Below are 13,662 nucleotides of genomic sequence, written 5' to 3'. Positions count from 1 at the left end.
TCAGGCGCCAAACAGGGCCGAACGCCAGGGGCGACGTACACCTCTGGAAGCCTGCTCACTGACCTGGCTCAGCTGGCCATCAAACTCCAGGTAGCCATCTTCGATAGGCTCGAAACGCAATGTTTTTACATCCTTCATGTAATCCTGTTCGGCTTTCCAGGGGCCATGGGTGCCCTGCCGCGGCAGATGGTCTGCGGCCCGCTTGGTATATCCGGCATCCAGCGAACCCAGCACCGTCTCATCCGCTTTACTGTTCCCGTGATCTCGGGGCACTGCCACCCGGTATCCGTGCTTGTCCATGTGGTTGAGCAGCCGGCACAAGTACTCACTGGCAATATCGACTTTCAGCGTCCACGACAGATTGGTATATCCAAACACCATGCCTGCGTTCGGCATGTTTTCGATCATCACGCTCTTGTAAACCACCCTATCGTTCAGCGTCATCGGCTTTCCGTCAATCACCGGCCGGATTCCTCCCAGCATTTGCAATTCCAGACCGGTGGCGGGCACGATGATATCGGCCGATAACTCCTCACCGGACTTCAGCCGTATACCGGCTTCGGTAAATCGCTCAATATGATCGGTTTTAATGGCGGCCTTGCCGGATTTGACGGCCTCAAAAAGATCGCCGTCTTTGACCACGCAGAGCCGCTGATCCCAGGGATTATAATCCGGCGTGAAGTGGCGCATGTCTGCCGAGCCCTTTAGCTGGCGCCTGATGATGGCCAGAAACAGCCAGCGCATAAAACGCGGACTCTTGCGGGAGCGGTTATACAGCCAGCGGGCAACGGAGATGTTCCTTGCACGGGTGATGCAGTACGCGAGCCCGGGAGAAAACAGCTTCTGAGTCAGCAAGGTGAGCTGGTCGGTGGATGGCAGCGGCATCAGGTAAGTGGGGGAGCGCTGAAGCATGGTTACCTGGGCCGCGTGCTCCGCAAGGGTGGGCACCAGGGTAATGGCGGTGGCACCGCTACCAATCACCACAATGCGCTTGTTGTGATAGTCCAGACCCTCAGGCCAGTGCTGGGGGTGCACGATCTGCCCCCGAAAATCCTGTACACCCGGAAAGTCGGGGGTATAGCCATGGTCGTAATTGTAGTAACCGGTGCAACCCACAAGAAAGCTCGCTGTCCAGGTTTCTACGCTGCCGGTTTGCCCGTTTTCGGCGGTGATCGTCCAGTGTTTATCGGGGCTCGACCAGGCGGCCGTTGTTACGGATCGGCCGAAGCGGATGTGCTTATCCACGCCGTGTTCGCGGGCGGTATCGGAAACATACTGCTTGATAGATGCGCCATCGGCCAGTACCTGTGCTCCGGTCCAGGGCCGGAAGTTATAGCCAAACGTAAACATGTCGGAATCCGAGCGGATACCGGGATATCGAAACAGATCCCAGGTACCACCCAGGGCCTGCCGGCCTTCCAGAATCGCCATGGATTTACCCGGGCATTCCCGCTTTAGATGGCAGGCCATGCCAATGCCCGACACCCCGGCCCCGATAATCAGAACATCCACATGCTGTACCGTCATTGCCTGCTCCCCGGATTCGCGTCCGTTTTTTTTGTAATACACTGTTGGCCATCAACAATAGCCCAGCGCAAGCCATTGGGAAATTGGCCCGCTAAGACTCGCCCAAAGATATTCGGGCCAATGTCCTCCGGGCTGCACATTACCGCTTACCACCGAGGAACCTTGCCATGAAAACCGTTTTTTCGCCGTTGCACAGTCGACGTCAGGTGAAGACCGAACTGGACGGCGGACTGCTGATCGAGCCGCATGAAAAACCCTCCCGGGCAGAAACCATTCTGGCCCGGGTGAAAGATCAGGCCCTGGGTGACGTTCTGGAACCGGAAGAGTTCGGCCTTGGGCCTGTTCAGCGGGTACATACAGCAGACTATGTGGCCTTTCTGGAAACCTGCTGGCAGGACTGGCTGGCCGAGGGCAAGCCAGGGGAAGCTATTCCTGCGGTCTGGGCGGGCCGGGGCATGCGCCATCGGGTTCCGAAAGACATTGATGGCAGGCTTGGCTATTACAGTTTTGCGGCCGAAACTTCAATTTCCGAAGGCACCTGGGAGGCCGCCCGCGCCTCCGCCAACGTTGCCCTGACCGCCCAGAAGCTGGTGGCTGAAGGCGAACGGGCCGCGTTTGCCCTGTGTCGTCCACCCGGACATCACGCCCATGCCGACCTGTTTGGTGGCTACTGTTTCTTCAACAATGCTGCCATTGCGGCCCAGGCGTTCCGGGATCAGGGCTATAGCAGGGTCGCGGTACTGGATGTGGACTTCCATCATGGCAATGGCACCCAGGCCATCTTCTATCACCGGGCAGACGTACTCACCATCAGCCTGCACGGCGATCCGGATCTGGTGTTTCCTCACTTCCTGGGCTTTGAAGACGAAACCGGCGAAGGTGACGGCGAGGGTTATAACCTCAACCTGACCTTCCCGCCCGGCACACCCTACCATGTCTGGAGCCAGGGCCTGGAAACCGCCTGCCAGCGCATCGGCGAGTTCCAGCCGGATGCTCTGATCGTGGCCCTGGGTGTGGATACATTTGAGGACGACCCGATTTCATTTTTCAAACTGGCCTCCGGGGATTATCTCACCCTGGGCAGGCGCCTTGAGCAACTGGGGCTTCCCACCGTCTTCACCATGGAAGGCGGCTACGATGTCGATGCCATCGGCGTGAACGCGGTCAATGTAATGCAGGGCTTTGAAGGCAAAGCCTGATTACGAAAAAAGCCGGTGCACCACGTCCTGCGGTCACCGGCTTTCGGGGTCAGCCTGAACACGTCAGGCCATCGGTAGCGGGTTACTCTGCCGAGTTGCGGATCAGGAAGTCGAAGGCGCTCAGCGCCGCCTTGGAACCTTCACCCATGGAAATCACAATCTGCTTGTAAGGCACGGTGGTGGCATCGCCCGCCGCAAACACACCCGGAATCGAGGTTTCGTTGCGATCATTGATCACGATCTCGCCGTGCTGGCTCAGTTCGATGTCGCCCTTCAGCCACTCGGTGTTCGGCACCAGGCCGATCTGGACAAACACCCCCTCCAGCGCCACATGGCGGGATTCGCCGCTGTTGCGATCGGTGTAGGTCAGGCCATTCACCTTGCCATTCTCGCCGGTAATTTCGGTGGTCTGGCCAGAGGTGATGATGTCGACGTTGTTGAGGCTGCGCAGCTTCTTCTGCAGCACCTCGTCGGCGCGCATCTCGGCACCAAACTCGATCAGCGTCACGTGGCCCACGATTCCGGCCAGGTCGATGGCCGCTTCCACGCCAGAGTTACCGCCACCGATCACCGCCACATGCTTGCCTTTGAACAACGGGCCATCACAGTGCGGGCAATAGGCCACGCCCTTGTTGCGGTACTCAGCCTCACCGGGCACGCCCAGCTGGCGCCAGCGGGCACCGGTGGACAGAACCACGGTACGGGACTTCAGCGATGCACCGTTGGCCAGACGAACCTCATGCAAACCGCCCTTCTCCGCCGCCGGGATCAGCTTCTCTGCCAGCTGCATGTTCATGATGTCCACGTCGTATTCGTTAACGTGCTGCTCCATGGCCGCCACCAGTTTGGGGCCTTCGGTATAGGGCACGGAAATCAGGTTTTCGATACCCATGGTATCCGCCACCTGGCCACCAAAGCGCTCGGCCGCAATGCCCGTGGCAATGCCCTTACGAGCCGCATAGATAGCCGCTGCGGAACCCGCCGGACCACCGCCGATCACCAGTACCTCGAAGGCGTCTTTCTGGTTGATTTTCTCAGCCTCTTTCTCGGCAGACTTGGTGTCGAGCTTCGCCACAATCTCTTCCAGCGTCATCCGGCCCTGGCCCCAGGGCTGGCCGTTCAGGTACACGCTCGGTACCGCCATCACTTCCCGCTGTTCAACTTCATCCTGGAACAGAGCACCGTCAATGGAGGTATGCTTGATCTTCGGGTTCAGTACGCTCATCAGGTTCAGCGCCTGCACCACGTCCGGGCAATTCTGGCAGGACAGGGAAAAATAGGTTTCGAACTCGAACTCACCGTCCAGCTCCTGAATCTGCTGGATCAGATCCTGGGCGGCCTTGGAGGGGTGACCACCCACCTGCAGCAGGGCCAATACCAGCGAAGTAAACTCGTGGCCCATGGGAATACCCGCAAAGCGAACACCAATATCCGTGCCTGTACGGTTGATGGCGAACGACGGCCGACGCACGTCTGCCGCGTCGTCAGTACGCAGGCTGATCTTCTCTGACATACCCGCCAGCTCTTCCAGCAACTCTTTGAGCTCCTGGGATTTCTTGCTGTCGTCGTAGGCTGCCACCAGCTCGATCGGCTGCTGCAGCTTGTCCATGTAGGCATTGAGTTGTTGCTTGATATTGGCGTCCAACATAAAAGGTTCCCCTGTGTCATGTGAAACTGACTGAGCCGGGCGTAAGATAAGTGATCGCCTGCACTCAGTAGTGATTCGCTATTAATCTTGAAACTAAGATAAAGCCTGCCTAACGAATCCTCAAATTGATTGCCACAACCCGAGTGATAGGTTTCTTCTATAAAATTAAAGAAAACCGATTAAATAATCAAAAAAGGCCCGCAATGCGGGCCTTTTTACAAGTTTCACCGTGGGCGGGAAACTTAGATCTTGCCAACCAGATCCAGAGACGGAGCCAGAGTCTCTTCACCTTCTTTCCACTTGGCCGGGCATACTTCGCCGGGATGGTTGCGAACGTACTGAGCGGCTTTCACTTTACGCATCAGGTCGTCTGCGTCGCGGCCAATGCCTTCGGCAGTGATTTCAACCGCCTGAATGATTCCGTCCGGATCGATCAGGAAGGTTGCGCGATCTGCCAGGCCCTGGCCTTCACGCATCACACCGAAGTTATTGGTGATGGTGCCGGTCTGGTCGCCAACCATGTAGTAGTTGATCTTACCGATAGTCTCAGACGTGTCGTGCCACGCCTTGTGGGTGAAGTGAGTGTCGGTAGACACAGAGAACACTTCTACGCCCAGCTTCTGCAGCTCTTCGTATTTGTCGGCTACGTCGCCCAGCTCGGTCGGGCAAACGAAGGTGAAGTCAGCCGGGTAGAAGAAGAAGATGGCCCACTTGCCTTTAACGTCGGCTTCAGAAATTTCGACAAACTCACCCTGTTTGAAAGCGGTGGCGTTGAACGGTTTGATTTCGCTGTTAACGATACCCATTTGTGCATAACTCCTGTTGATTCAAGTCACTGAATTAGTGAAGACGCTGTCCATACTAGGCGCTCACTACGCTCGGTGAAAATTGATTATTTACAACCGTGCAATAGCAAACGCCTATAACCAAACCCTGGATTGGCGATGCCAGCCGGGGCAGTGCATCCCGCACTGCCCCGGCTCTGGTTCAGTATGGGGCCTTTGTCCGCAACTTCAATGGCCGGAACCCGGGATCAACCGGCTGCCCATTCAGGCCATCGGCCGTTTCGCCTGCCCCGGGCGCTGCCGGGCCTGCCACTGCGCATCCATTACCACCGACGCATCCGGGGCGGCCAGGGGCGGTTTGCCAAGAATCAGGTCGGCGGCCCGCTCTGCCACCATGATGGTGGGCGCATTCAGGTTACCGTTGGGGATGGTCGGGAAAATTGACGAATCCACCACCCGCAGGTTCCGAACACCGTGTACCCGGGTTTCCGGATCCACCACTGCCAGCGGATCGGTGCCCATTTTGCAGGAGCAGGATGGATGATAAGCACTTTCCACCGCCTGGCGAACGAAGGCATCGATCTGCTCATCGCTCTGGACATCAACCCCCGGCTGAATTTCTGCGCCCCGGTATTCGTCCATGGAAGGCTGGTTGATGATTTCACGGGTCAGCCGCACGCAATCCCGGAAGCCTTCGCGGTCGGCTTCGTGTTCCAGGTAATTGAAGCGAATGCGCGGCGGCTGTTTCGGGTCGGCCGATTGTACATGCACAAAACCCCGGCTTTTCGGTTTATTGTGGCCAATGTGCAGCTGGAAGCCATCGCCATCAAAGGCTTCACGACCATCGTAGCGCATGGCGGCGGGCAGGAAGTGGTACTGCAGATCCGGCCATTCCACACCCGCCTTGGAACGGATAAAACCGCAAGATTCAAAGTGGTTGGTGGCGCCCAGGCCGTCTTTGCGCAGAATCCAGCGCACGCCGATTTTCAGCTTGTTCCACCAGTCCAGCTTACGGTTAAGCGACACCGGCTGATTGCAGCGGAACTGGAAATAGAACTCCAGATGATCCTGCAGATTCTCGCCGACGCCGGGCAGTTCATGTTTGACCTCGATACCCGCGTTCTCCAGCAAATCGCGCCGGCCAATGCCAGACAACTGCAACAGATGGGGTGAACCGATGGAACCGGCAGCAAGAATCACCTCGCGGCTGGCTGCCACTTCCTTCACCTTGCCACTTTGCTCGTAACGCACGCCGGTGGCGGTTTTGCCGTCCATCAATACCTTGTGCACCAGGGCATGGGTGACCACCGTCAGATTGCTCCGGGCCATGGCCGGGCGCAGGTAGGCGTTGGCGGTGGACCAGCGGCGGCCGTTTTTCACCGTCATGTGCATGGCACCAAAGCCTTCCTGCTGCGCGCCATTGTAATCGCCCGTTTCCATGTAGCCCGCATCCACACCGGCCCGGATAAACGCCTTGTACAGCGGGTTGCGCATGTTATTGCCGTTGTTTACGCCCAGCGGGCCGGAATCGCCCCGGTAATCATCGCCACCAAAGACCCAGGTTTCGGCCTTCTTGAAGTACGGCAGCACCTGCTGATAGTTCCAGCCCTCGGCACCTTCCGATTCCCACTCATCAAAATCCCGGGCGTGGCCGCGCACATACACCATACCGTTGATGGACGAAGAACCGCCGAGCACCTTGCCTCGGGGGCAATGCATGCGGCGATTATCCAGGAACGGCTCCGGTTCGGTTTCGAACTGCCAGGCGTATTTTTTGGTGTTCATGGGAATGGACAGGGCCGTGGGCATCTGGATAAAGATGCTCTTGTCGCTGCCACCGGTTTCCAGCAACAGCACCTTGTACTGGCCATCTTCGGTCAGCCGGTTGGCCAGTACACAACCTGCCGAGCCCGCGCCCACAATAATATAATCGTAACGGTTATCGCTCATACCATATCTCCTCTGTGGACAGCGCACTCAGAACGGGGCGTCGAGATCCTGCATGCCGACATACACCGACTTGATCTGGGTGTAGTAGTCCAGGGTTACCCTGCCGTTCTCCCGGCCAATGCCAGACAGCTTGTACCCGCCTACCGGCATTTCCGCCGGGGAAGCCCCATAACTGTTGATCCAGCAGATGCCCGCCTGAATCTGATGAATCACCCGGTGGGCCCGGCGGATATCGTTGGTGAACACGCCTGCGGCCAGGCCGGTCTCGGTGTTGTTGGCCCGGGCAATGACTTCGTCTTCGTCGCGGAAGGTCAGTACCGACATCACCGGGCCGAAAATCTCTTCCCGCACGATGGTCATGTCGTCGGTGCAGTCGGTGAAGATGGTCGGTTCTACAAAGTAACCACCCTTGCAATTCTCCGGCTCGAACGCCCGGCCGCCGTGGCTGAGGGTGGCGCCCTCGGCCAATCCTTTTGCGATGTAGTCCAGCACCAGATCCTGATGCTTTTTCGAGATCAGCGCGCCGAAGTTGGTGTCCGGGAGCATCGGGTTCCCGGCTTTGATGTTGTTGCGGGTGCGCTCCAACAGGCGTTCGATGAACGCCGGGTACAGATCTTCGTGAACAAACACCCGGGTGCCGTTGGTGCAGATTTCACCCTGAGTGTAGAAATTGCCCACCATGGCCGCAGAAATGGCGTTCTCCAGGTCGGCATCGTCAAAGATAATCAGCGGGGATTTGCCGCCCAGCTCCATGGTGACATCTTTCAGGCTGGAAGCCGCCGCCGCCATCACCTTCTTACCGGTGCCCACCTCGCCGGTGAACGACACCTTGGCAATCGCCGGATGACCGGTCAGCCACTGGCCTACCTCGGCGGCACCCTGCACCACGTTGAACACGCCCGCGGGCACCCCGGCTTCGATAAAGATTTCTGCCAGCTTCACCGCGCCCATGGGGGTTTCTTCCGACGGCTTGAAAATCATGGCGTTGCCGCAGGCCAAAGCTGGCGCTGACTTCCAGCAGGCAATCTGGAGCGGATAGTTCCAGGCGCCGATTCCGGCACAGATACCCAGCGGTTCCCGGCGGGTGTAGTAAAAGTCACCCCCCAGGTCCTGCTGGTTGCCTTCAATGGACGGTGCCAGCCCGGCAAAGAATTCGATGGCATCGGCGCCCGTAACCACATCCACCGCTTCGGCTTCCTGCCAGGGTTTACCGGTATCGCGCACTTCAATTGCCGCCAGCTCGTCGTTGCGTTCGCGTAACAGCCCCACCGCTTTGAGCAGAATCCGGCTGCGTTCGATCATCGGGGTGGCCGACCACTGGCGGAAACCGGCCCGGGCGCTTTCGATGGCAGCCTGTTGAACCGAGGCATCCGCCACCTCCACCTGGTAGATCACCTGGCCGGTGGCAGGATTGACCACCGGAAAGGTTTGCCCGGTGCCGTTGGCCAAAAAGCGGCCGTGGATAAAGTTCTGAACCACAGGAACAGTTGCAGACATAAGCGTGATTCACCTCGAATGATCGTGTCGGGCCTTATAGCCGGAAATGAATTGATGGTCAGGTGCTGGCGCCCGCCAGCACCTTGTGGACAAAGTCTTTGCAGAAATGCTCGCTGGCCTCGAAGCTGGCCGCCGGATCCTGGCTCAGGGCGCTGCGCAACCAGAAACCGTCGATCATCGCGGCGGCCTGATGGGCGGCGGTGGTGGCCTGTGACGCCGGGAGCACCTCAGCAAAGGAATAACGCAGGTTGCTGTAAAGGCGGGCTTTGTTGATTTGCTGCAAACGCTGCAAACCGGGCTCATGCATGGAGCGGGCCCAGAAACTCAGCCAGGTTTTGGCAGCCAGTGCAGAGCGCTGGAAATCGGAGAAATTAGCCTCGATGATGCAATCCAGCCTTTGCGCCGGGGAGCTTCCGGTGCGGGCCATGCGCTCACGCAACTCGGTGCCCAGCAAGTCCAGCAAATGGCGCAGGGCGGCTTCAATCAAGCCCTGTTTGCCACCGAAATAATGGCTGATGATTCCAGAAGACATACCCGCCCGCTTACTGATGCTGACAATCGTGGTGTTTTGCATCCCCAGTTCGGCGATGGAGTCCATCGTGGCATCAATCAGTTGCTGACGACGGGCGTCTTTCATTCCCACTTTTGGCATGCCGGTTCACTCACCCTGAAACATTATTGATTGAACGTTCAATCAATATAAAGACTACAGAAACCAAAGTCCGATTTCAAACTGACAGGTGGCGGGGGTATTTCTCGCGGTCATCACACGGGTGGCGCTGGCAGCCGGGTTGGCTGCCGAGCGTAAACGGTATGCGGGCGAAGTACGCTAACCGGGCGTTACTCCGGCTTAGGCTGCGGCTCCTGTTCCTGCCCCAGAAACAGCCGCTCAAACTCCAGAAGGCCATCCTGAATCAGGTTGAAACCATCATCAATGTCCGCCGACAGGGTCTCGTTCATCATCCCCAGAGCCTCAATCTGCTCCCGGGCTTCGGCATACCCCTGCTCAATACCGGCACGGGCCTGCTGCATCAGTTCCGTCAGCCGCTCCACATCGGCACCGGCGTCGGCTTCCTGCTGCAAGCGGTTCTGCACAAAACCGAGAATGGTGTTGGCCACGTCCGACGCGGTAGGTGGCTGAGCCTGAGCGGCGTATTGCTCGGACGCCCCCGCCGGTTTGGCTGGTCCGCCCATGGCCTGCTGCACCCGCTGTTCCAGGCGGGTACGCATTATATTAATGGCATCAGCCGGGGTGCGAATGCTGGCCTGAGCACCGGCAGACGACGCCTCTGCAGCCCTGGCTGCAGGCCGGGTTTCCGGTGTTCCGACCGCCACCCGGTTGGGCACATCCGGCCCGCGACCAATAATGGGGTTAACCATGGCGTTCTCCTCTACGCAAACAGTGGTAGATCAGTTAACGACAGCGGCACCCGTAACATTAAGACCGATTGGTTATACAATAACCAACTTTCAGGCCCAACGCCGGACAGGCTAGCTGCCCGGCCGTGGTCAATCAGAGCAGCTCTTTACGCAGCTGCGCCGGATCTTTGGGCGACAGCAACCCCGGGGCAATATCAAACACCGTGCGGGCACCCACCTCGCCCGCCTCGGCCAGGCGATGCACCGCCCGCGCGTAGGCCACCAGGACACTGGCGGTAAACTCCGGGTTGCTGTTAAGCGCCAGCGAATACTCGATGGTCTGGGTGTTATTGTTGCCGGTCAGGCCACTGCGAATCACAAACCCACCGTGGGGCATGCTCTGATGATCCCGCTCGAAAGTGGCTTCATCAATGAAATGCACCTGGGTGTCGTAGTCCGCAAAATAATCCGGCATGGTGACAATGCTGTGGCGCACCGTGTCGGCATCGGCATCCGCTTCCAGTACCACGTAACATTCCCGAGTGTGTTTCTCGCGGGTGCTCAGCTCCGGCTGCTCGCCACTGCGAACCCGGGCAATCGCGGTCTCCGATGGCAGGGTGTACTGCACACCGCGCTGCACGCCTGGCACCCGACGCACCGCATCGGAGTGCCCCTGGCTCAGGCCCTTGCCCCAGAAGGTATAGGTTTCGCCTTCCGGCAAAATGGTTTCGCCATACACCCGATTCAGGGAAAACAGCCCCGGATCCCAGCCGCCGGACAACATGGCCAGGTGGCCGGATTCACGGGCCGGTGCATCCAGTGCAGCGTGGTACTCGTTCACCTTGGCGTGGGTATCAAAGCTGTCCACGGTATTGAAAAAACGGGCCATGTAGGGGCCCTGTTCCGGCAAGTCGGATTTCGACCCTCCACACAAAATCATCACGTCTACCTTGTCCTGGAATCCTTCAACCTCGGCCATGGCATACACCGGTACCGAGCTATCCAGCAGTTCAACCGTGGCAGGATCGCGGCGGCTGAATACCCCCACCAACTGCATATCGGGATTCTGCGACAGCGCCGCTTCAACACCACGGCCCAGATTGCCGTAGCCGGCAATGCCCACCCGGATGGGGTTTGTCATAATCAGTCACCTCTAAATCAGTTAACAATTTCAGTCTCAAGGCTCAGCAGCGCAGTTTTAGCGGCCAAACCTCCGGCATAACCCGTCAGTCTACCATCACTGCCAATCACCCGATGACAGGGCACAAAAATCGACAGGGCATTGGCACCGTTGGCACCGGCCACCGCCCGCACCGCCTTGGGCTCGCCCAGGAGCTCCGCCAGTTGCCGGTAGCTGGCGGTGGTACCGTAGGGGATTTGCTGCAAGGCACTCCAGACTTGCTTCTGGAACGGCGTACCCACCAGCATCAGCGGAAGATCAAAGGTTCTGCGCTGGCCCGCAAAGTATTCATTCAGTTGCTGCCGGGCCCGGTTCAGCAGGTCGTCCTCCTGCTCCACATAGCTGGCACCCAGCCCTTTCATCAGCCGGGCATCAACGGCCTGGCGTTTTGCCCGGCCCCGCCAGTCACACAGGCACAGCTGTTGCTCGTAGGAGCCCAGAAGCATCTCGCCCCAAGGCGTGGTGAAACAACCAATGTGAATGCTCGACATGGCGATGCCTCCAGTCTTTAGCCGTTTGCCAGCGCGTAATCGATGGCAGCACACACCGCAGCCGTCTGGGCTGCATTGCACTGCTCGGGTGTGGCCCGAGGGCTGTCGGGATAAACCTCGGTGGTGGTGGTGAAAGGCGCGCCGGTCATTCCGGCACAGAGCCCCAGTGATTGCAGGGGATACTCGATCACTCCAGGCGCCACCATCGGCGAGCCGATGATCTTGCCCTGGGCATCGGCCGGTGCGATGTGGGTGATCTTCTCCACCGCCTGAATGATGGCCTGCTGAAACCCGGGGCTTGGGCGTTCGCTGTCGTCGACCAGATAGAAACCATCGGGAATATCACCGGGCTCGAACGGCTCACCATCCCGCGCCGCCAGCGCCGGGCGAAACTCGGTTTCGTCGGTATCGGTGGTTTCGTGCAAGTCGATATGCATCAGAATCCGGTCGCGCAACGGCGCTACCAGGCGCATTAACGCAGCGGCTTCCTCCGCCGGGCTGTCGGCCCGGAACGAACGGTTCGGGTCGATTGCGTGGGCATTCCAGCGGTGAATGCGCTCATAGGCCCAGGGGCTGACACAGGGCGCCACCAACAAATTCACCTGCCCCTCGTAGTCTGCCGCGTGTTCGTCCAGAAACTGCAGCGCGCCATGCACGCCGCTGGTTTCATAACCGTGGACTCCACCGGTCACCAGCACCACTGGTAGCTCTTCCTGCCAGTCACGGCTGCGAATGGCCATCAGCGGGTACTGATCGGCGCCGTAACGGAGCTCGCCATAACGCTCCAGATCAAAACGCGAATCCAGGCGCTCGATGGCCATCAGCACTTCTGCCTGATAGCTACGCTGGCGAACCTGGCGTGACAACCACTCGGCACGTTCAGCGTCGCCCCAGGGTTCACCCGGAGTGCCAATGGGATAGGCTGCGGGGGCTGTATTCATGCTGGAGGTCTCCATCAACGGTTAATGCAAAGACGCATTCTAGCATTTTGAAAACCAGCGCATGATACCCCCGAGAATAGACGGAAACCGTTTCGGGAGCAGCAACGCCAGCACCGCGAAAACTATGATGCAGGAAACAAGGTAGGGACTGCTGAGAAAGCCAGCTCTCTGCAGAGGTATCAGGTGTCAATCTCACATAACGCCCGGTCACGCGCCGGTTTGGAGCTGCAAATCAGTGGAAAAGCGGTCGCTGTGCAGCCAATTGTTAAATTCGATAACGTACGGTATCCTGACCATGAACAACATCCTGTACAGGAGCAACCTTATGGATGCCATTAGCTACACTGCCGCCCGAACCAATCTCGCAAAAACCATGGAGCAGGTCTGTGAAGACCATTCCCCAGTCATCATCACACGGAACAAGTCGCAGTCAGTGGTAATGATCTCCCTGGAGGACTACGAGGCGCTGCAAGAAACCGCATACCTTCTGCGCGCACCAAAAAACGCCCGGCGCTTGCTGGAATCCGTTGCCGAGCTGGAGCAAGGCAACGGTCAAGAAAAGGAACTTCTTGAATGAAACTCATCTTCTCCGAGAACGCCTGGGAAGACTATCTGTACTGGCAGAAAGCCGACAAAAAGATTCTTTACCGAATCAACAAACTGATCAAAGAGACTAAGCGAGAGCCTTTCGAAGGTGTTGGTAAACCTGAGCCACTCAAACACAGCCTCGCCGGGTACTGGTCTCGCCGAATTAATGAAGAACACCGAATAGTTTACAAAGTCACGGGTGACGCTTTACTTATCGCCCAACTCCGGTACCACTACTGATTTAGCCCGGCTTTGCGGCATGCCGGAGCGCAGCGCAGGCGCGTCCGACAACAGCCGCTTGATACTGATTGAGCCTTCTCCCCAGCCCGGCGGTTACCCGCTAAGCTGGAAGGCGACCAAGCACTACAAGGGAGAAGACTCATGAACTTTTACCATAGCACTCACCGTCACTATTGTGGAATCGACCTGCACGCCCGCAGCCTGTACGTTTGCATCCTCGACCAGCAAGGCGAGGTGCTGTTGCACAAAGAGATCAA

General features: G+C 58.3%; 13 protein-coding genes and 1 pseudogene. 4 read left to right on the top strand and 10 right to left on the bottom strand.

Annotated features, from left to right (window positions below):
- The gene (locus tag C7H09_RS05405) at positions 1-1,527 is read right to left on the bottom strand and encodes a flavin-containing monooxygenase (protein WP_106761589.1); all 1,527 of its coding nucleotides are present in this window, start codon (positions 1,525-1,527) and stop codon (positions 1-3) included.
- A 167-nt stretch (positions 1,528-1,694) separates the two neighbouring features.
- On the opposite strand from C7H09_RS05405, the gene C7H09_RS05400 reads away from it, so the two are divergent.
- Positions 1,695-2,726, top strand: coding sequence for a histone deacetylase family protein (locus tag C7H09_RS05400; protein WP_106761588.1), 1,032 nt, complete (start codon positions 1,695-1,697; stop codon positions 2,724-2,726).
- Positions 2,727-2,808: 82 nt separating this feature from the next.
- On the opposite strand, the gene ahpF is transcribed toward C7H09_RS05400, so the two are convergent.
- The 9 genes from ahpF to C7H09_RS05355 all read right to left on the bottom strand — a co-directional run bounded on the left by ahpF (position 2,809) and on the right by C7H09_RS05355 (position 12,577).
- A complete protein-coding gene (gene ahpF / locus C7H09_RS05395; protein ID WP_106761587.1) occupies positions 2,809-4,374 on the bottom strand; it encodes an alkyl hydroperoxide reductase subunit F in 1,566 nt (521 codons plus the stop codon).
- A gap of 242 nt (positions 4,375-4,616) precedes the next feature.
- The gene (ahpC, locus tag C7H09_RS05390) at positions 4,617-5,180 is read right to left on the bottom strand and encodes an alkyl hydroperoxide reductase subunit C (RefSeq protein ID WP_106761586.1); all 564 of its coding nucleotides are present in this window, start codon (positions 5,178-5,180) and stop codon (positions 4,617-4,619) included.
- A gap of 243 nt (positions 5,181-5,423) precedes the next feature.
- The gene (gene betA / locus C7H09_RS05385; protein ID WP_106761585.1) at positions 5,424-7,109 is read right to left on the bottom strand and encodes a choline dehydrogenase; all 1,686 of its coding nucleotides are present in this window, start codon (positions 7,107-7,109) and stop codon (positions 5,424-5,426) included.
- Between the two features lie 27 nt (positions 7,110-7,136).
- Entirely contained in the window at positions 7,137-8,606 is a 1,470-nt protein-coding gene (betB, locus tag C7H09_RS05380; RefSeq protein ID WP_106761584.1) for a betaine-aldehyde dehydrogenase, read from the bottom strand.
- A 58-nt stretch (positions 8,607-8,664) separates the two neighbouring features.
- Positions 8,665-9,258 (bottom strand): transcriptional regulator BetI, encoded by a 594-nt coding sequence (gene betI, locus C7H09_RS05375; protein WP_106761583.1) that lies wholly within the window; start codon positions 9,256-9,258, stop codon positions 8,665-8,667.
- A 188-nt stretch (positions 9,259-9,446) separates the two neighbouring features.
- A complete protein-coding gene (locus C7H09_RS05370; RefSeq protein WP_106761582.1) occupies positions 9,447-9,986 on the bottom strand; it encodes a DUF5610 domain-containing protein in 540 nt (179 codons plus the stop codon).
- 133 nt (positions 9,987-10,119) lie between these two features.
- On the bottom strand, positions 10,120-11,106 hold the full coding sequence (locus tag C7H09_RS05365; protein ID WP_106761581.1) for a diaminopimelate dehydrogenase: 987 nt from the start codon (positions 11,104-11,106) through the stop codon (positions 10,120-10,122).
- 17 nt (positions 11,107-11,123) lie between these two features.
- A complete protein-coding gene (locus tag C7H09_RS05360) occupies positions 11,124-11,636 on the bottom strand; it encodes a methylated-DNA--[protein]-cysteine S-methyltransferase (protein WP_106761580.1) in 513 nt (170 codons plus the stop codon).
- A gap of 17 nt (positions 11,637-11,653) precedes the next feature.
- On the bottom strand, positions 11,654-12,577 hold the full coding sequence (locus tag C7H09_RS05355) for a M14 family metallopeptidase (protein WP_106761579.1): 924 nt from the start codon (positions 12,575-12,577) through the stop codon (positions 11,654-11,656).
- Positions 12,578-12,902: 325 nt separating this feature from the next.
- Here C7H09_RS05355 and C7H09_RS05350 point away from each other — a divergent pair, with 325 nt between their 5' ends.
- The 3 genes and pseudogenes from C7H09_RS05350 to C7H09_RS20155 all read left to right on the top strand — a co-directional run.
- The gene (locus C7H09_RS05350) at positions 12,903-13,154 is read left to right on the top strand and encodes a type II toxin-antitoxin system Phd/YefM family antitoxin (protein WP_106761578.1); all 252 of its coding nucleotides are present in this window, start codon (positions 12,903-12,905) and stop codon (positions 13,152-13,154) included.
- A complete protein-coding gene (locus C7H09_RS05345) occupies positions 13,151-13,405 on the top strand; it encodes a Txe/YoeB family addiction module toxin (RefSeq protein ID WP_106761577.1) in 255 nt (84 codons plus the stop codon). Before C7H09_RS05350 ends, C7H09_RS05345 begins: the two co-directional genes overlap by 4 nt.
- Before the next feature lie 141 nt (positions 13,406-13,546).
- Positions 13,547-13,662, top strand: a pseudogene (locus tag C7H09_RS20155) (IS110 family transposase); the annotation flags it as partial.

Source organism: Marinobacter fuscus, from assembly GCF_003007675.1.
Taxonomy (GTDB): Bacteria; Pseudomonadota; Gammaproteobacteria; order Pseudomonadales; family Oleiphilaceae; genus Marinobacter; species Marinobacter fuscus.
This window is presented reverse-complemented; position numbering and strand designations above follow the sequence as displayed.